This is a genomic window from Parvibaculum sp. (genome assembly GCF_035325945.1).
In the GTDB taxonomy this organism is placed as follows: Bacteria; Pseudomonadota; Alphaproteobacteria; order Parvibaculales; family Parvibaculaceae; genus Parvibaculum.
Map to the genome: position 1 here is coordinate 32581 of NZ_DAOKYX010000008.1, position 18152 is coordinate 50732.

General features: G+C 64.6%; 12 protein-coding genes. 5 read left to right on the plus strand and 7 right to left on the minus strand.

The genetic code is table 11. The features are described 5' to 3' along the window. The 4 genes from PKA57_RS06305 to PKA57_RS06320 form a co-directional block, all read right to left on the minus strand. Nucleotides 1-484, minus strand: a 484-nt coding sequence (locus PKA57_RS06305; protein WP_324298643.1) for an ATP-binding cassette domain-containing protein, incomplete at its 3' end; no start/stop codon positions are given. Beyond that, complete coding sequence (locus tag PKA57_RS06310) at nt 481-1452, minus strand: branched-chain amino acid ABC transporter permease (RefSeq protein ID WP_324298645.1); 972 nt, start codon at nt 1450-1452, stop codon at nt 481-483. The genes PKA57_RS06305 and PKA57_RS06310, both read right to left, overlap by 4 nt. After that, entirely contained in the window at nt 1449-2351 is a 903-nt protein-coding gene (locus PKA57_RS06315) for a branched-chain amino acid ABC transporter permease (protein WP_324298647.1), read from the minus strand. Before PKA57_RS06315 ends, PKA57_RS06310 begins: the two co-directional genes overlap by 4 nt. Nucleotides 2352-2358: 7 nt before the next feature. Continuing rightward, on the minus strand, nt 2359-3585 hold the full coding sequence (locus tag PKA57_RS06320) for an amino acid ABC transporter substrate-binding protein (protein WP_324298649.1): 1227 nt from the start codon (nt 3583-3585) through the stop codon (nt 2359-2361). Between the two features lie 212 nt (nt 3586-3797). On the opposite strand from PKA57_RS06320, the gene PKA57_RS06325 reads away from it, so the two are divergent. Further along, entirely contained in the window at nt 3798-4259 is a 462-nt protein-coding gene (locus PKA57_RS06325) for an Hsp20 family protein (RefSeq protein WP_324298651.1), read from the plus strand. Nucleotides 4260-4316: 57 nt separating this feature from the next. Here PKA57_RS06325 and PKA57_RS06330 read toward each other — a convergent pair whose 3' ends face one another. Further along, nucleotides 4317-6956, minus strand: a complete 2640-nt coding sequence (locus PKA57_RS06330; protein ID WP_324298653.1) for a bifunctional acetate--CoA ligase family protein/GNAT family N-acetyltransferase — start codon at nt 6954-6956, stop codon at nt 4317-4319. A gap of 192 nt (nt 6957-7148) precedes the next feature. Here PKA57_RS06330 and PKA57_RS06335 point away from each other — a divergent pair, with 192 nt between their 5' ends. Together PKA57_RS06335 and PKA57_RS06340 are read left to right on the plus strand one after the other, a co-directional pair. Then, the gene (locus PKA57_RS06335) at nt 7149-8057 is read left to right on the plus strand and encodes an alpha/beta hydrolase (RefSeq protein ID WP_324298655.1); all 909 of its coding nucleotides are present in this window, start codon (nt 7149-7151) and stop codon (nt 8055-8057) included. Between the two features lie 175 nt (nt 8058-8232). Then, nucleotides 8233-9963, plus strand: a complete 1731-nt coding sequence (locus tag PKA57_RS06340; RefSeq protein WP_324298657.1) for a response regulator — start codon at nt 8233-8235, stop codon at nt 9961-9963. 25 nt (nt 9964-9988) lie between these two features. Here the strand turns inward: PKA57_RS06340 and PKA57_RS06345 are convergent, their stop codons facing one another. Then, nucleotides 9989-10405, minus strand: a complete 417-nt coding sequence (locus tag PKA57_RS06345; protein WP_324298659.1) for an Hpt domain-containing protein — start codon at nt 10403-10405, stop codon at nt 9989-9991. Between the two features lie 91 nt (nt 10406-10496). Next, the gene (locus tag PKA57_RS06350) at nt 10497-11534 is read right to left on the minus strand and encodes a low specificity L-threonine aldolase (RefSeq protein WP_324298662.1); all 1038 of its coding nucleotides are present in this window, start codon (nt 11532-11534) and stop codon (nt 10497-10499) included. A 533-nt stretch (nt 11535-12067) separates the two neighbouring features. Here PKA57_RS06350 and gltB point away from each other — a divergent pair. After that, a complete protein-coding gene (gene gltB, locus PKA57_RS06355) occupies nt 12068-16732 on the plus strand; it encodes a glutamate synthase large subunit (protein ID WP_324298664.1) in 4665 nt (1554 codons plus the stop codon). A 1-nt stretch (nt 16733) separates the two neighbouring features. Further along, the gene (locus PKA57_RS06360) at nt 16734-18152 is read left to right on the plus strand and encodes a glutamate synthase subunit beta (protein ID WP_324298666.1); all 1419 of its coding nucleotides are present in this window, start codon (nt 16734-16736) and stop codon (nt 18150-18152) included.

Here is an 18152-nt window from a genome sequence, read left to right on the forward strand (position 1 = left end):
TCATCAGCGCCATGGCGAATTCGAGAAGTTTCTGCTGGCCGAAGCTCAGGCTCCCCGCCTTGTGGTGCCGCTTTTCGTGGAGGCCGACAAAGGCGAGCAGCTCCTCCGCGCGCGCATCGAGGCCGCGCGGGCGCGGACGCAAGAGCGCCAGCACGCCCCCATGCGCGTCGCGCGAGCTGATCTGCATGTTCTCCATGGCGCTCATCTCGCCATAGACATGCGTCTGCTGATAGGTCCTGACGAGGCCCGCCCGCGCAATCGGGCCGACGCGGAGGCGCGAGATCGGCCTGCCCTCGAACAGGATCTCGCCGCCATCGACCGGAAAGGCGCCGGTGATGCAGCCGAAAAGTGTCGTCTTGCCGGAGCCGTTGGGGCCGATGAGCCCGGCGATCTCGCCCGCCTTCACGGCGAGCGACACGTCGTCATTGGCGATCACGCCGCCGAAGCGCTTCGTCACATTGCGGACTTCGAGGAGCGGGCTCATGCGCGCGCTCCCGATCTGCGCGCGGCGAGGAAGCCCATGATGCCTTGCGGGAAGAAGAGCACGATGACGACGATGAGCAGGCCGAGCGCGACGCGCTGCCAGCCGAGCAGATAGGCCCAGAACAATTCCTTGGTGAAATGGAAGATCGCCGCGCCGATGACCGGTCCCCAGAGCGTGCCCTTGCCGCCGAGGATCGCCATCAACACCATCCAGACGCCGAAAGTCGCGCCCGAGAAGGCCACGTCGCGCGGATCGATGAAGCCGAGCATGTTGCCGGTGACGGCGCCCGCAAGCCCGAGAAAGAAGGCCGAGATCGCCCAGGCCGCCGTCTTGATGCGGGTCGTCTGGAGGCCCATCGCCTCCGCCTTGTCCTCATCGTCGCGGATCGCATTGAGCGCAAGGCCGAAGCGCGTCCTGTAGATTGCTCGCAGCGTCAGAAAACAGAGCGCCGCGATGGCGAACAGAAGGAAATAGAAGAAGAGTTCGCGCCCGCCAAGTGCGCCCGGATAAAGCGGCATCGCCATGCCCGAGCCCGCGCCGACATAATCCCAGCCCGCCGCGATCTCGCCCGCCGCGATGCCGAGACCGAGCGTGGCGATGGCGAAGTAGTGTCCGCGAATGCCAAGAAGGACGGCGCCGGAGAGGAAGGCGAAGAGAAGCGCGGCAATGCCGGCCACGCCGATGCCGAGCGCCAGCGCCTCGAAATAGGGAAGGCCGGAATCGCGCTGCACGACCGCGCAGGCATAACAACCGATACCGAAAAAGACGATGCTGCCGAATGAATTGTAGCCCATCTGGCCGCCGAGCATGTCCCAGCTCTGCGCCAGAACCACCATCAGCCAGAAAAAGGCAAGCTGGGTGACGAGCCCCGGCATGAGGAAGGGCGCCGCAAGCGCGGCGAGCGCGATGCCCGCGAGCAATGCAGGCTCGGGCAGCCGCCACCCCTTGTCGGTGAGTGCCTCCGTCATGACAGATAGCTTCTGCTGCGAGCGGCGCGCAGATTGCGCCAGACGAGGATCGCGACCATCAGCGCGAAGACGAAGGCGATCTGATATTCGGCGCCAAGGACGAAGCCCGCCACATTCTCGACCGCGCCGAGCCCGAGCCCGGCCGCGACCACGCCCGCGACATTGCCGAGCCCGGCGACGACGACGATGAGGAACGAGCGCACCGTATAGGGCAGGCCGATATAGGGATGGATGGTCCAGGCCATGACGGCGAGGCTGCCGGCCGCGCCGCAAAGAGCCGCATTGATGCCATAGGTGACGACATAGACGCGATCGGTATCGATGCCGAGCACATGCGCGGCGCGCGCGTTCTGCGCCGTCGCACGGATCGCCTGCCCCATCCGCGCATGGCGCAGGAAGAGCCAGAGCGCCGCGCCCGCCGCGAGCGCCAGCACGAAGGCGATGATCTTGATCCAGGCGAGCGTTACCGCGCCGTCGAGCATGTGGATCGAGCCGAGCCCGGTGTCGATGCTGCGCACATCGGAGCCGAAGACCATGTTCATGAGCTGCTGGATGAGGATGGAAAGGCCGAAGGTGGCGAGAATGGAAATGAATAGGTCCTTGTCCACCACGCGGAACACGACGACACGATAAAGGAACCAGCCGACGCAGAACATCAGGGCGGCCGAGAGCGGCAGCGCTGCGAGCGGCGGCACGCCATGGCTCGCCAGCGCGAAGGCGATGAACCCGCCAAGGACGACGAGTTCGCCCTGCACGATGTTGACGATGTTGAGCACGCCCCAGACGAGCGACATGCCATAGGCGGCCAGCGCGAAGATCGCGCCGACGAGAAGGCCGTTCAGCACGACATCGAGCGCGAAGGAAGGGTTCTGGACGAGGAGGAGAAGATTGTCGATCACCTGGCGTTCACCTCTCGTCCCAGCCGGGCGTCGGCGCGCGCAGCTTCGCCTCGGCCCATTTCTCCGGCCAGACGACGACATATTTCCCGTCCTGCACCTGGAAGAGCACCATGGGCTTTCCGGCATTCTTGCCCGTCTCGTCGAACTTGATCGGCCCATAGAAGGTCTGCAAATCCGTCGCAGCGAGCGCCTCGCGCACCGCCTTGGGGTCGAGGCTGCCCGCGCGCTCGAAGGCATCGGCATAGACCTGCACCGCGGCGCTCGATTCCGCCGCCTGATAGGGCGCGGGCTCGCCATAGGTCTTCTGATAGAGCGCGGCATAGTCGCTCGCCTTGCCGAAAAGCGCGTCCGAATAGGTGAGCGACGGCGCCCATTGCGCGCCGCAGAGCGTGTATTCGGCGATCTTGCCGAACTTCTCCGCGATCTGCGCCGAGTCGCAATGGGTCATGGCGAGAAGCGGCACATAGACCCGCTGATCGGCAAGCTGGCGGATGGCGGTCGCCGCGCCCTTCTCATGGCCGGAGACGATGAGGAGATCGGGCTTCAGGACCTTGACCTTGGTCAGCGTCGCCGACATGTCGTTGAGTTCGGGCGGCAGCTTGTCGTCGATGACGATCTTCATGCCATAGCGCTTGGCATCGGCGGTCACGCCCTCGCGCACGTCCTGTGAGAAGGGATCGTTCTCGAAGGCCATAGCGACCTTGAGCTTCGTCGGGTCGGCGGCGCGGGAAGCGGCGAGCTGCACCGCAGGCTGAAGATATTGATCCGTGGTCGAGAGGACGGCGAAGAGATATTTGTACCCCTTGCGGAAGAGCGAGATGGCCGCGCCATTCGCCTCGACCATGGGCACGCCATATTTCTCGTTCACCGGCGCCATCGCCTCGGCGAGCCCGGAGGAATAGGGCCCGAGCAGATACTGCACCTTGTCCTGCTGGATGAGCCGCTCGGCAAGCTGCGCGCCGCGCGCCGGGGTCGACTCGTCGTCGTAATAGAGGATCTCGAGCTTGTAGCTCTTGCCGCCGACCTTCACGCCGCCGCGCTCGTTGATCGCTTTGACGGCGAGGTCGTAGCCATTGCGCGTATAGACGCCATTGGTCGAGTACTTGCCGCTCAGCGAGACTGCCGCCCCGAGCCTGATCGTGCCGGCTTCCTCCGCCTGCGCCGCTTGCGCGAGAGCCGCGAAGCCCGCCGCAGCCATCAGAACCGCCCGCGCCCATGATCGCAATTTCATCATCGTCCCCTCTGGTGCCCGCCTCTGTCAGGCCAATCCGGCAGGCGGCGCGGAAGATATCCCCATCTTGAACTGGCGGACCGCAATTCCTACTTCCAGATCGCCGGACGCCGCATGTGCGGGTCCGGGGTGAAGGGCTCCGGCCGGCCTCGCCGAGGCGGCATTAAAGCCTTTCGTCCGCTGGTTTTCCATCGCTTTAAAAGGATGTAACGCCCATGAGAACCTTCGATTTTTCCCCGCTTTACCGTTCGACGGTCGGCTTCGACCAGCTCCAGTCGCTGCTCGACTCGGTGACCCGGGACGCAAGCCCGACCTATCCCCCCTACAACATCGAACGTCTGGGCGAGGCCGAATACCGCATCACCATGGCCGTTGCGGGCTTTTCCGAGAACGATCTTTCGATCGAGGTGAAGCAGAACGTGCTCACCATTTCCGGCAAGCGCAGCGAGCCCGAAAACACCAATTACCTTTACCAGGGCATTGCCGGCCGAAGCTTCGAGCGCCGCTTCCAGCTTGCCGACCATGTCGAGGTGAAGGGCGCGCAGCTTGAGAACGGGCTGCTCCATGTCGATCTCGTACGCCGCATCCCCGAGGAGCTGAAACCGCGCCAGATCGCGATCAAGTCCTCGGTGTCGAATGCGCGGACAATCGAGGGCAACCTCGCCGCTGCCGAATAACGCCACACCAGGCGGATGAATGAGAGCGCCTCCGGGACCGCCCGGGGGCGCTCTTTTTCACGCCGTCCGACGCAGGGGAAGCTGCATCTCGACGACGCCCGGCTCGCCCTCGATATGCTCGCGCACGAAGCCGAGCGCCCCGCAGAGATCGAGCATGTGATGGTTCTCGCGCAGCACATGGCCGAAGACGATGCCAACCCCTCGCATGCGAGCATAGTCGATGAGGTGCTGCATCAGCGTGTAGCCGAGCCCGATCCCCTGATGATCCGTCCGCACAAGGATGGCATATTCGGAGCGCTCCCGATCCGGGTCTTCGGACAGGCGCCCCACAGCCGCGATCTCGCGCATGGAAGCGTCGGTGAAGACGACGAAAGCCATCTCCCGATCATAGTCGATCTGCGTCAGGCGCGCGGCGAGCTGGCGTGGCAACTGACGCAGCGGCGACAGGAAGCGCATGCGGAGATCTTCCGGGTCCGTATGAGCGAGAAGATCGTCGATGAGCGTCACATCTTCCGGCTTGATCGGCCGCATGGGATAGGTCCTGCCCTTGCGGTCGCGGAGCACGCCTTCGAGATCTGATGGATAGGGGCGCACGGCGAGCCGCTCGGTGCCGACCGAAACGGCCGGCCGCACGCGGATGCGCGCATCGACCGCGATGACGCCGCGATGGTCCGCCCATAGCGGATTGATGTCGAGTTCGAGCACTTCCGGCAGATCGGCGACAAGATCGCCAAGCGCCATCAGCGTGCCGGCGATGGCGTCGAAATCGGCGGGCGGCCGGTCGCGATAGCCTTCGAGAAGCCGCGAAATGCGCGTCCGCCGTATCAGGTCTTCGGCGAGCACGCGATTGAGCGGCGGCAGCGCCATCGCCTTGTCGCGGATGACCTCAACGGCCGTGCCGCCCTGTCCGAAGAGAATGACCGGACCGAAGGTCGCGTCGTCCACCACGCCGAGAATGAGTTCGAATGCACTCGGACGGCTGACCATGCGCTGAACCGTGAAGCCCTCGATACGCGCGCCCGGTGCCGCCGCGCTCACCATGGCGAGCATGCGGCTCGCCGCCTCGCGCACAGCGTCGGTGCTTTCAAGGCCGAGCGCGACGCCGCCGACATCGGTCTTGTGGGTGATGTCGGGCGAGAAAATCTTGAGCGCCACCGGAAAGCCGATTTCGGCGGCGATCCGCGCCGCCTCCTCTCCGTCATGCGCGACGCGGGTATCGACCGCGGGAATGCCGTAAGCCGAAAGCAGCGACTTCGCTTCGGGCTCGTTGAGCCATTCACGCTTCTCCGCAAGCACGCGGCCGACGATTTCACGCGCGCGCGTCACATCGCGATTGGGCCATGCCGGGCCCGCCGGCGGGATTTCCATCAGAAGCCGCTGGTTCTGGCGATAGCGCACCTGGTGCATGAAGGCGGTGATCGCCTGGCTCGGCGTGTCATAGGTCGGCACGAGGCGCGACAGGAAAACCTCGCGCCCCGCCCGCGCGGTCAGATCGCCGAGCCAGCTCGTGAAGACGGGCTTCCCGCTCTTCTCCGCCGCATCGGCCACCGCGCGCGCCGCCGCCACATTGTCCACCACCGCCGTCGGGCAGTTGATGGCGAGCAGCGCATCCATATTCGGGTCCTTCAGCATGATGCCGATCGCCGCCGCGTAACGCTCCGCCGGGGCGTCGCCTACGATGTCGACGGGATTGCCCCGGCTCCATGTGCGCGGCAGCACGGCATCGAGCGCGGCGAGCGTCTCGGGCGCAAGCTCCGCCATCTGCCCGCCTTCCTCGATGAGGAAATCCGTCGCCAGCACGCCGAGCCCGCCGCCATTGGTGAGAATGCCGAGACGTTCGCCGCCAAGCGGCTTGCGCTCGGGCCGAGTGGAGAGCGTTTCCATCGCCTCGAAGAGATCGTCGAGGCCCCTCACGCGCAGCATGCCCGCGCGCTGGAAGGCGGCCTCATAAACCGCGTCGGAGCCTGCGAGCGCACCCGTATGCGAGGCGGCCGCCCTGGCCGCCGCCGCATGCCGCCCGGCCTTTATCACCATGACGGGCTTCAACCGCGCGGCCTGCCTGCCCGCCGACATGAATTTGCGGGCATGCTCGATCGATTCGACATAGAGAAGGATGCTCCGCGTCTGCGGGTCCTGGGCGAGATGGTCGAGCATGTCCCCGAAATCGACATCCGCCATGCCGCCGAGCGAAACGATGTGGGAAAAGCCGATGCCGCGCGTCGTCGCCCAGTCGAGCATCGTCGTGATGACCGCGCCCGATTGCGACACGAAGGCGATATTGCCCTTGAGCGGCGCGATATGCGCGAAGGAGGCATTGAGCCCCGCGCCCGGCACCATGACACCGAGGCAATTCGGGCCGACGATACGCATGAGCGAAGGCCGCGCGGCCATGAGCATGCGCGCCTGAAGCGCCCTGCCTTCCTCGCCGAGTTCGCCGAAGCCCGCGGTGATGACCACCGCCGCGCGCGTGCCCCGCGAACCAAGCTCCGCAACGAGATCGGGTATGCCCTGGGGCGGCGTCGCGATGACGGCAAGATCGGGCGCGGCGGGAAGATCGCTCACACTCGCGACGGCCTCGACATCGCACATGCGACCGCCGAACTCGGCGGCACGGCGATTGACCGCCCAGATCTTCCCGCCATAGCCGCCGCCGGTCAGGTTCTTCAGCACGACATTGCCGACGCTGCCTGCCCTCATGCTTGCCCCGATCAATGCAATGGAACGCGGAGCAAACATCTTGTCGAGATTGCGGATGGTCATAGGCGGAGAGTTCCCCCTGGCAGTCTTGCAATATGGCGAAAGACCGGCATCGCCATTAAGCTACCCCAACAATATGAAGGAACGGGGCGAACGCATCCACCATTTCGCCGCACAGGCAGCGGGGGCTTCATGTCGAGCACGAGAGCCAAGCTTTTCAACCACCTGCTCCGCATCCTGACGGCGCGCAGGCTCGACCCCAACGCAGATCCGCGCCTCCTGCGCCAGAGGCTCGACCGCCTGATCGAGCGCTTCAACCGCCCGCTGCGGCACGCCCGCGCCGAACCGCTCGACGTGGAGGGCATCGCCGCCGAATGGGTTGTTCCCGATACGGAGATTCCGGGACGCTTTCTGCTCTATCTTCATGGCGGCGGCTACATCTTCTGCAACCCGCGAACTCATCGCAACATCGTCTCGAACATGGCGCGTGCCGCAAGAACGCGCGCGCTCGTCATCGACTATCGCCTGGCGCCGGAGCATCCCTTCCCCGCCGCGGTCGAGGATGCGCTCAAGGCGTATCGCTGGCTCCTCTCGCAAGGCGCGGACCCCGCCAGCATCGCCATTGCGGGCGATTCCGCCGGTGGCGGCCTCTCGCTCGCCCTGCTTCTCGCCCTGCGGGACAAGGGCGAGCCCCTACCGGCCGGCGCTGCGCTCCTCTCGCCCTGGACCGACCTTGCCGCTTCCGGCTGGACACATGTCACCCATGCCCGCCTCGACCCGATGCTCGGGCTGGACGGGCTGCTGCTCGCCGCCCGCCATTACCTGCAGGGCACGGTGCCGACGGACCCGCTCGCCTCGCCGCTTTTCGGCCGCCTCGAAGGGCTGCCGCCGCTCGCCATCCATGTCGGCGACCGGGAAATCCTGCTCGACGATTCGCTGCGTCTGGCCGAAAAGGCGCGCGCCGCCGGGGTCGCTGTCGATCTGAAGGTCTGGCACGACCTGCCCCATGTCTTTCAGGCCGCGACCTTCCTGCCGGAAGCAAGATTGTCGCTGGGGCAGTTGGGAGAATTCCTCGACGCGCGCATGAAGGCGGCGCCCTGAAACCGCTTCAATTCCGATGAAACGCGAATTTCGCCTTAGGAGGGATTTAACTCTCGGAAGGCTAGAAAATCATGTTGAAGCGCGTATGAAGGCGAAGAAGGCGGATGGAGTTCGTCGATCGGACATCGGGATGGAGACCCATCTGCGCCGCGTCGTGTAAACGAGGCGCGGTAAGATGCTGACGGGTAACGAGGGCCAGAGCAGAAGCCTTGCGCGTCAGTTCGGACTGAAGTTTGTCGCCTTGGCCCTGCTTCTGGCGCTCTGCCAGCTTTCTCTCGAATATCTTCATGCGAAGCGGGAGCTTCTGGATCATCTGGCCGACCGCGCAGCGATCCTTTCCGGCAATTTGCTCATGCACGCCGAGCGGGAGCCTTCCTTCTCGCTTCCGGACGCGATCCGCCATGTGAACTGGCAGACCCGGTACTTCTCCGATCTCGTTGGCGTCTATTTCGTCGATCGGCAAGGGCATCTCGTCGACAAGGCCGCGCGCCCCGGGGAAATGGACGATGCCGCCATTCTGAAGGATGCGGCCGTCCGGGACGGACTGACGAAGAGCATCGAGAGCGGGACGGGCCGCGACATCGGCCTTTCGGGCGGAAGCCCTTCCTTCTGGCTGCATGTCACGCCGGTCGCGCCTCTCGGCCTCAACGCGCTCATCGTGATCGATCAAGGCGCGTCGCGAGAGAGAGTGGCCGGCCCGCTGATCTCGGCACTCGCGGCGCGCAGCGCGCTCTTTCTTGTGCTTCTCGCGGCTTTCTATTGGCTCGCCCAATCGTCCATGCTGCGGCCGATCTCGCGTCTTGGAAACGCGCTCGCACGAAGCAGCGCGGGCGACACACTCGACCTTTCCTCCGAACTGCCGCCGAACGAAATCGGCACACTCGCAAAGCGGATCGATGAATTGCTGCTGAGCCTCGACGGCTGCATCGAGCGGAACGAAGTGCTGCTTGAGGCCATCGACAAGCTCGACGCCGGCGTGCTGATCGCGACGGATGAAGGCCGGATCGTCTGGGCGAGCGCGGGCTTCGAGCGCATGACGGGCTTCTCCCGCGCCGAGATTGAAGGCCGCAACCTCGACAATATCTATTCGCGACACTGCAAGCCCATTGGAGCGCTGTCGGCCTTGAGGCAGGCGGTGCGCTTCAACCATGGCTACAAGGTCGAGACCGTCGATCACGCGAGCAACGGGCGCGAATACTGGGCCTCGATCGAGGTTCACCCGATTGCCGAGGCCGCCGGGAAACGCGGCAAATTCATCGTCATCGAAAACGACCTCTCGCGGACGAAGAAACTGAAAGCCGAGCTGGACGAGACCCGGAGCCTTCTGCGCGCGCGCACAGACGACTTGCAGCAGGTGAACGGCGAACTTGCGGCCAGACGCGCCAGCGACACGCGAACAGCCGGAGAACCGGCCGCCGCGGAGCAAGGGGGCGTGGCGGCCACGCAGACCGACGGAACCACGAGCCTCGAAGTGCTGCTCGCCGAGGACCAGCCGGTCAATCAGAAACTGATGATCGCAGTCATGGAGCGGCTCGGCCACCATCTGACGATCGCGAATAACGGTATCGAGGCTCTGCGCCTTCTCGAGCGCCAGACCTTCGACGTCGTGCTCATGGACATCCAGATGCCGGAACTCGACGGCATCAACGCGACGAAGCTCATCAGGTGCGCGGACGAGGCCTGGCGGAATATTCCGATCGTCGCCCTGACGGCGCATGCGGCCGAAAGCCAGCGCGAGACTTATCTCTCGGCCGGCATGGACGGCTTTGTCGCCAAACCTTTCAAGATCGACCTGCTGATCGCCGAAATGACCCGCGTGGTCGCCGCAGGCCGCACGGAAAACCCGCAAGCGCCGCAGAATGCGCTCTCCGCGATGCTGGACGAGATCGACAGCCTGATCGGCTGACGGAACCGGGTGATGAGGGGATGGTTCAGGCCGTCAGCGTGGCGAGCTTCTCGACGATGCGCGCACCCGTGTCGCCGCCCGTGCCGAAAAGATCGTTGTCGCTCACAAGCCTGAGCAGCTTGATATGCGCATTCACGATATCGAGCGAGCGCTTCGACGTCCTGTCGCCCGTGCGCAGATAGTCGCAAAGCGACGCGCCGATCGACGTGATGAGGTGATAGCCGAAGGAACCGCCCTGCCCCTTGATATTGTGCGCGATGGAGTGGATGTCCCTGAGCACATCCGCAGGGGGAACGCCCTTGTCCAGACGCGAGTAGATTTCCTCGAGGCTCGCAATATCCTCGGCAAGCGTCTCGCGGAAACTGTCGCGCAGGGCCGCCACGGCGGCTTCCGCATGCGCGATCATCGCTTCATAGTCGGGCGTCGATTTCGCACCAGCCATGCGATCCCCTATATCCGGCTCCGAACGGGGAACCTCGGGCAAGTTTAGGCGATCACATTTAACGAAGGCTGAAGCTCGCTCCGTATTGAACTCAACCCCGCGCAACCGCAAGGAAGCGATCGACATCGCTCTCATGCGTCGCGAACGAGGCGACGAGCCGGATGGTCATGGCCTCCCCGTCATCCCCCGCCATCGGCCAGGGGTGAAACCGCGCTCCCGCCGCCCGCAGGCGCCGCAACACGCCCCGCGGAAGCCGAACGAAAACCTCATTGGCCTCGACCGGAAAGCGGAGGGCCGCGCCGTCAAGCTGGCGGAGGCCGCTCGCGAGCCGAACCGCCATCGCATTGGCATGGGCGGCGTTGCGAAGCCACAGACCGTCGGCGAGATAGGCCTCGAGCTGCGCGGAGAGAAATCGCATCTTTGAAAAGAGGTGCCCGGAACGCTTGCGGCGAAAGGCGAAGTCGGCGGCGCGCCCGGGATCGAAAAAGACCACTGCCTCGGCGGCGAGCGCCCCGTTCTTCGTCGCGCCGAAGGAAAGGACGTCGATGCCTGCCTTCCAGGTCATTTCGGCGGGCGTGAGGCCCGTTGCGGCGAGCGCATTGGCGAACCGCGCCCCGTCCATATGGACCGCGAGGTTCCGCGTATGCGCGAGCGCGACGAGGCGGGCAAGCTCGTCCGCCTTATAAAGAGTGCCGGCCTCCGTCGATTGCGTGACCGTCAGGGTCGCGGGCTGAACGTGGTGAACGACGCCCGCCGGAAGGGAGTTCAGAACGGCCTCGAGCGCCTCGGGGTCGATCTTGCCCTCGCCGCCCGGAACGCCGATGAGCTTCGCTCCTGCCGTGAACATCTCCGGCGCGCCGCACTCATCGGCATGCGCATGGGACTGTTCATGGCAAAGAATCGCGCCATGGGAAGGCGTCAGCGCCGCCAGCGCCAGCGCATTGGCGGCCGTGCCCGTCGCCACCGGAAAGACGGCAACCTCGCGCTCGAATAGCTCCGCGAAGCGCCGCTGAAGCCGCGCCGTGATCTCATCCTCGCCATAAGACGGAACGGCGCCCTCATTCGCGCGCCCGATCGCCTCGAGAATTTCCGCCGCCACGCCGAACGCATTGTCGCTTGTGAAAATCATGCTGATTGCCATCCGCCTCCCGATAGGGCCGACAATATAGGAAAGATGCCGAAAGCCTGCGCGAGATCCTTTCCGCGCGCGTCTAACCCTCTGATTTCCGGCCCAAATTTTTTAGGTCAGCATACCTGTCGTATTTGCTTGATTCAGGCCCGGACTTTCGGCATGATCTTCAGGCTAAGATGGGCATCGGGTTCCGATGAGAGAAAATGCCCGTGGAAAGCAAAGGCCCCGTTTGCGGTGCGCCTCATCGGGCGGGCCGGGACGGGCCGGCGACCTTGTACGGCGATGCAACCCATTGCCCTGCGGGACTTTATTTAACAACCAGACGTGCGATCCGTTGAGCGAAACGTGGCTTTCTGGCGCCCTGAAGGACGCCCGGTGCGCGATCCAGTCGCCGACGGCAACAGGAACGGTCCGTCTCCGGCGCATGGGGAGCGGATAGGCGAGGAACGATGGACAAGATGGAGAAGGCTCGAGGCCGGACGCCCAAGAGCGGGGAGCGCCCCGCGGTCGTCGCCAGGTCGTTTGAGGACATGGCGGCAGTACCGGCGGGGCTTCCAGATGCGCAGGGTCTTTATGATCCGCGCAATGAACGCGATGCCTGCGGCATCGGCTTCGTAGCGAACATCCACAACCGGAAATCCCACAAGATCATCGAGGACGGCCTCAGGATCCTCGAGAACCTCGAACATCGAGGCGCGGTAGGCGCGGACCCCAAGGCGGGCGACGGCGCCGGCATCCTCATCCAGATCCCCGACACTTTCTTCCGCGAGGAATGCGCCGCTCTCGGTATCGCGCTTCCCGCTCCCGGCGAATACGCCATCGGCCATTTCTTCCTGCCTCGCGACGAGGCGGAACGGGCAAAGATCGTCGAACTCGTCGAGAAGACAGTCATCGAGGAAGGTCAGGTTTTCCTCGGCTGGCGCGACGTGCCCGTCGACAATTCCGATCTCGGCTATTCGGTGAAGCCGACCGAACCCTTCCATCGTCAGCTTATCGTGGCGCGCGGGCCCGGCATCGGCGATCAGGTTCACTTCGAGCGCAAGCTGTTCGTGATCCGCAAGCGCATCTTCAACACGATCTTCCGCGAAACGGGCAGGATGCCCCGGGATCTCTACATCCCCTCCCTCTCCTCGCGCACCATCGTCTACAAGGGCATGCTGCTCGCCGCCCAGGTCGGCTCCTACTACAAGGACCTGCGCGACCCGCGCATGGTGACGGCGCTCGCCCTCGTGCATCAGCGCTTCTCGACCAACACCTTCCCGACATGGCGCCTGGCTCATCCCTTCCGGATGATCTGCCACAATGGCGAGATCAACACGCTGCGCGGCAATGTGAACTGGATTCAGGCGCGCTACTCCTCCATGCAGTCGGAGATACTGGGCGACGATCTGAAGAAGCTCTGGCCGATCGCGGTTGAAGGCCAGTCGGACAGCGCCTGCTTCGACAATGCGCTCGAACTCCTCGTCATGGGCGGCTATTCGCTCGCCCATGCGATGATGATGCTCATTCCGGAAGCATGGGCGGGCAATCCGCTCATGGATGAGGATCGCCGCGCCTTCTACGAATATCACGCCGCGCTCATGGAGCCGTGGGACGGCCCGGCCGCGGTGGCCTTCACCGATGGCCGCCAGATCGGCGCGACGCTCGACCGCAACGGATTGCGGCCCGCGCGCTATTTCGTCACCGACGAGGGCAATGTCGTCATGGCGTCCGAAATGGGCGTGCTGCCCGTGCCGGAGGAAACCATCGTCGAGAAGTGGCGCCTTCAGCCCGGCAAGATGCTGCTCATCGATCTCGAGGAAGGCCGCATCATCGCCGATGACGAGATCAAGGCGAAACTCTCGAAGCTCAACCCCTACAAGAAGTGGGTCGAGCGCACGCAGATCGTGCTCGAGGACATGCCACCCGCCACGAAGGCGGCGAAGCCTCCGCATGACGCCGCGCTTCTCGATCTCCAGCAGGCCTTCGGCTACACGCAGGAAGACATCAAGTTCCTCCTGTCGCCGATGGCGATCGAGGGCCAGGAAGCGATCGGCTCCATGGGCACGGATACGCCCGTCTCCGTTCTCTCGGAAAAGCCGAAGCTGCTCTACACCTACTTCAAGCAGAACTTCGCCCAGGTGACGAACCCGCCGATCGATCCGATCCGCGAAGAACTCGTCATGTCGCTCGTCTCCTTCATCGGCCCGCGCCCGAACCTGCTCGATCTCAAGGGCATGTCGAGCGTGAAGCGGCTCGAGGTGCGTCAGCCGATCCTCACCAATGAGGATCTGGAAAAGATCCGCATGATCGGCGAGGTCCCCGACAATCACTTCAGGTCGGAGACGCTCGACATCACCTACAAGGCCGAGCGCGGCGCGGACGAAATGGAAACCATGCTCGGCCGCCTCTGCGAGCGTGCCGAGGAAGCGGTGGCCAGCGGCTTCAACATCATCATCCTGTCCGACCGCAAGGTATCGGCGGAACGGATGGCGATCCCGGCGCTCCTTGCGACATCGGCCGTGCACCACCACCTCATCGCGAAGGGGCTTCGCACCTCGGTCGGCCTCGTCGTCGAGACGGGCGAGGCGCGCGAGGTTCATCACTTCGCCTGTCTTGCGGGCTATGGCGCCGAAGCGATCAACCCCTATCTCGCCTTCGAGACGCTGGAAGCGATGCTTCCCTCGCTCGACGAGAAGCTCACCGCCTATGAGGTCACCAAGCGTTACATCAAGGCGATCGACAAGGGACTGCTCAAGGTCATGTCCAAGATGGGCATCTCGACCTATCAGTCCTATTGCGGCGCGCAGATCTTCGACGCGATCGGCCTCAACTCCGATTTCGTGACCAGATATTTCACCGGCACGGCCTCGGTGATCGAGGGCGCGGGCTGCCATGAAATCGCCGAGGAGACGTTCCGCCGCCACCAGCTCGCCTTCGGCGATGCGCCGGTGCTACGGAACGCGCTCGATGTTGGCGGCGAATATGCGTTCCGCTTCCGCGGCGAGGAACATGCCTGGGATCCGGACTCGGTGCGCGATCTTCAGCATGCGGTGCGCGGCAACAGCCAGGACAAGTATCGCGAGTTCGCCCGGCGCATCAACGACCAGAGCAGGCGGCTTCTGGCCATTCGCGGCCTCTTCGAGATCAAGACCGCAGAAGCCGACGGCCGCAGGCCGGTGCCGCTGGAGGAGGTCGAGCCCGCCAAGGAGATCGTCAGGCGTTTCGCCACCGGCGCCATGTCCTTCGGCTCGATCAGCCGCGAGGCGCATACGACGCTGGCAATCGCCATGAACCGCATCGGCGGCCGCTCCAACACGGGCGAAGGCGGCGAGGAAGCCGACCGCTTCAAGCCGCTGCCGAACGGCGATTCCATGCGCTCTTCCATCAAGCAGGTCGCCTCGGGACGCTTCGGTGTGACGGCCGAGTATCTCGTCAACTCCGACATGATGCAGATCAAGATGGCGCAGGGCGCAAAGCCCGGCGAAGGCGGACAGTTGCCCGGTCACAAGGTCGATGCCGTCATCGCCAAGGTGCGCCACTCGACGCCGGGCGTCGGCCTCATTTCGCCGCCCCCGCATCACGACATCTATTCGATCGAGGACCTCGCCCAGCTCATCTTCGACCTGAAGAACGTGAACCCTGACGGCCTCGTCTCGGTGAAGCTCGTCTCCGAAGTCGGCGTCGGCACCGTTGCCGCCGGCGTCTCCAAGGCGCGCGCCGATCACGTCACGATCTCGGGCTTCGAGGGCGGCACGGGCGCCTCGCCCCTCACCTCGATCAAGCATGCGGGCAGCCCCTGGGAGATCGGCCTCGCCGAAACGCATCAGACGCTGGTGCTGAACCGCCTGCGCGGCCGCATCACGGTGCAGGTCGATGGCGGTCTCAGGACCGGCCGCGACGTCATCATCGGCGCTCTGCTCGGCGCCGACGAGTTCGGCTTCGCCACCGCGCCGCTCATCGCGGCGGGCTGCATCATGATGCGCAAGTGCCATCTGAACACCTGCCCCGTCGGCGTGGCGACGCAGGACCCGGAACTGCGCAAGCGCTTCGTCGGCATGCCGGAGCATGTGATCAACTACTTCTTCTTCGTCGCGGAAGAAGTGCGCGAATACATGGCCTCGCTCGGCTATCGCAGCTTCAACGAGATGATCGGCCAGCTCCAGATGCTCGACAAGCGCAAGGTCGTCGATCACTGGAAGGCGCATGGCCTCGACTTCTCGCGGCTCTTCCACAAGCCGGAAGCCGGCAAGGGTGTCGCCATCTACCGGACCGAGACGCAGGATCACCAGATCGCCAGCGTGCTCGACCGCAAGCTCATCGCCGAAGCGCGCGACGCCATCGAGCGGAAGAAGCACGTCCGGATCGAGACCTCGGTCGGGAATACGGACCGCACCGTCGGCGCCATGCTTTCTGGCGCCATCGCAAGGCGTCATGGCCATGCCGGACTTCCCGACGACACGGTCCATGTGAAGCTCGACGGCACTGCCGGCCAGAGCTTCGGCGCCTGGGCCGCGCATGGCGTCACGCTCGAACTGGAAGGCCAGGCCAACGACTATGTCGGCAAGGGCCTTTCCGGCGGGCGCCTCATCGTCTACCCGCCGGCCAATACGAGGATCGTGCCCGAAAAGAGCATCATCGTCGGCAACACCGTTCTTTACGGTGCGATTTCCGGCGAGTGCTACTTCCGCGGCGTCGCCGGCGAACGCTTCGCCGTCCGCAACTCCGGCGCCATCGCCGTTGTCGAAGGCACGGGCGATCACGGCTGCGAATACATGACAGGCGGCATCGTCGTCGTTCTCGGAGAGACAGGCCGCAACTTCGCGGCCGGCATGTCCGGCGGCATCGCCTATGTCCTCGACGAGGACGGCATGTTCGAAAAGCGCTGCAACATGGCGATGGTCGATCTGGAGCCCGTGGAATCCGAACTCGCGCTGATGGAGAAGCTCCACCACCAGCGCAGCGATCTGGAAAGCCACGGCCTCGTCGACATCATGTCGGACATGACGCGCTTCGACGCCGAGCGGCTCCGCCAGCTCATCGAAAACCACGCCCGCTACACCAATTCGTCGCGGGCGAAGGAAATACTCGGCAACTGGTCCGCAATGCTCCCCAAATTCCGCAAGGTCATGCCGGTCGAATACCGGCGCGCCCTGAAGGAAATGGAACGCGCGCAGCAAAGCGCCCCTGAAGCCATCGCCGTGGCAGGAGAGTAACGTGGGAAAGATTACCGGATTTCTGGAGATCGACCGGCAGGACCGCAAGTACCAGCCGGCTTCCGACCGCATTCGTCACTTCAAGGAGTTCGTGATTCCGCTCGGCGAAAAGGCCGTGCGCGATCAGGCCTCCCGCTGCATGGATTGCGGCATTCCCTACTGCCACAATGGCTGCCCCGTGAACAACCAGATCCCCGACTGGAATGATCTGGTCTATCGCGACAATTGGGAAGAAGCCTGCCGCAACCTCCACTCGACGAACAATTTTCCCGAGTTCACCGGCCGCATCTGCCCCGCGCCCTGCGAGGCGGCCTGCACGCTCAACCTCATCGAGCAGCCGGTCACGATCAAGACGATCGAATGCGCGATCGTCGATCGCGGCTGGGCGGAGGGCTGGCTTCCGCCGCAGCCTGCCGCCAGGCGGTCGGGCAAGAAGGTCGCCATCGTCGGCTCGGGGCCTGCCGGGCTTGCCTGCGCGCAGCAGCTTTCCCGTGCGGGCCATGAGGTCCATGTCTTCGAGAAGAACGCGAAGGCCGGCGGCCTGCTCCGCTACGGCATCCCCGATTTCAAGATGGAAAAGCACCTGATCGACAGGCGCCTTTCACAGATCGAAGCCGAGGGAGCGACCTTCCATTATGGCGCCCATATCGGCGTGACGATGAAGGCGAAGACGCTGCTGGACGAGTTCGACGCCGTCGTCCTCGCAGGCGGCTCCGAGCATCCGCGCGATCTCCCCATCGAGGGGCGCGATCTTCGCGGCGTTCACTTCGCCATGGATTTTCTGCCGCAGCAGAACCGGCGCAATTCCGGCGAGCCGCTTCTGAACATCGAGCCGATCCTTGCAGGCGGAAAGCATGTCGTCGTCATTGGCGGCGGCGACACGGGCTCCGACTGCATCGGCACCTCGTTCCGTCAGGGCGCGATCTCGGTGACGCAGCTCGAGATCATGCCCGCGCCGCCCGAGAAGGAGAACAAGCTCCTGACATGGCCCGACTGGCCGCTCAAGATGCGGACATCGTCGAGCCAGGCCGAAGGCGCGGCGCGCGACTTCTCCGTCATGACGCGCCGCCTCATCGGCGAGGGCGGCCAGGTGACGGCGATCGAATGCGTCCGCCTCGACGACAAGATGCAGGCGATCGCCGGCAGCGAGTTCGACCTCAAGGCCGATCTCGTTCTGCTCGCCATGGGCTTCGTCCATCCCGTCCATGAAGGCATGCTCGCGGAACTGGGTATCGCACTCGACAAGCGCGGCAATGTGGCTGCCGACACCGCGACCTACAGGACGACGCTCGACAAGGTCTTCTCGGCGGGCGACATGCGCCGCGGCCAGTCGCTCGTCGTCTGGGCGATCCGCGAGGGCCGCCAGGCGGCGCGCGAGGTCGATCTCTTTCTGATGGGCGAGACGACGCTTCCGCGCTGA

What these genes read in the sequence shown, in the direction of transcription:
- PKA57_RS06310 (WP_324298645.1), bottom strand. Translation starts at nt 1,452, where the DNA reads ATGACGGAGGCACTCACCGACAAGGGGTGGCGGCTGCCCGAGCCTGCA.
- PKA57_RS06320 (WP_324298649.1), bottom strand. Translation starts at nt 3,585, where the DNA reads ATGATGAAATTGCGATCATGGGCGCGGGCGGTTCTGATGGCTGCGGCG.
- PKA57_RS06325 (WP_324298651.1), top strand. Translation starts at nt 3,798, where the DNA reads ATGAGAACCTTCGATTTTTCCCCGCTTTACCGTTCGACGGTCGGCTTC.
- PKA57_RS06330 (WP_324298653.1), bottom strand. Translation starts at nt 6,956, where the DNA reads ATGAGGGCAGGCAGCGTCGGCAATGTCGTGCTGAAGAACCTGACCGGC.
- PKA57_RS06335 (WP_324298655.1), top strand. Translation starts at nt 7,149, where the DNA reads ATGTCGAGCACGAGAGCCAAGCTTTTCAACCACCTGCTCCGCATCCTG.
- PKA57_RS06340 (WP_324298657.1), top strand. Translation starts at nt 8,233, where the DNA reads ATGCTGACGGGTAACGAGGGCCAGAGCAGAAGCCTTGCGCGTCAGTTC.
- PKA57_RS06345 (WP_324298659.1), bottom strand. Translation starts at nt 10,405, where the DNA reads ATGGCTGGTGCGAAATCGACGCCCGACTATGAAGCGATGATCGCGCAT.
- PKA57_RS06350 (WP_324298662.1), bottom strand. Translation starts at nt 11,534, where the DNA reads ATGATTTTCACAAGCGACAATGCGTTCGGCGTGGCGGCGGAAATTCTC.
- gltB (WP_324298664.1), top strand. Translation starts at nt 12,068, where the DNA reads ATGGCGGCAGTACCGGCGGGGCTTCCAGATGCGCAGGGTCTTTATGAT.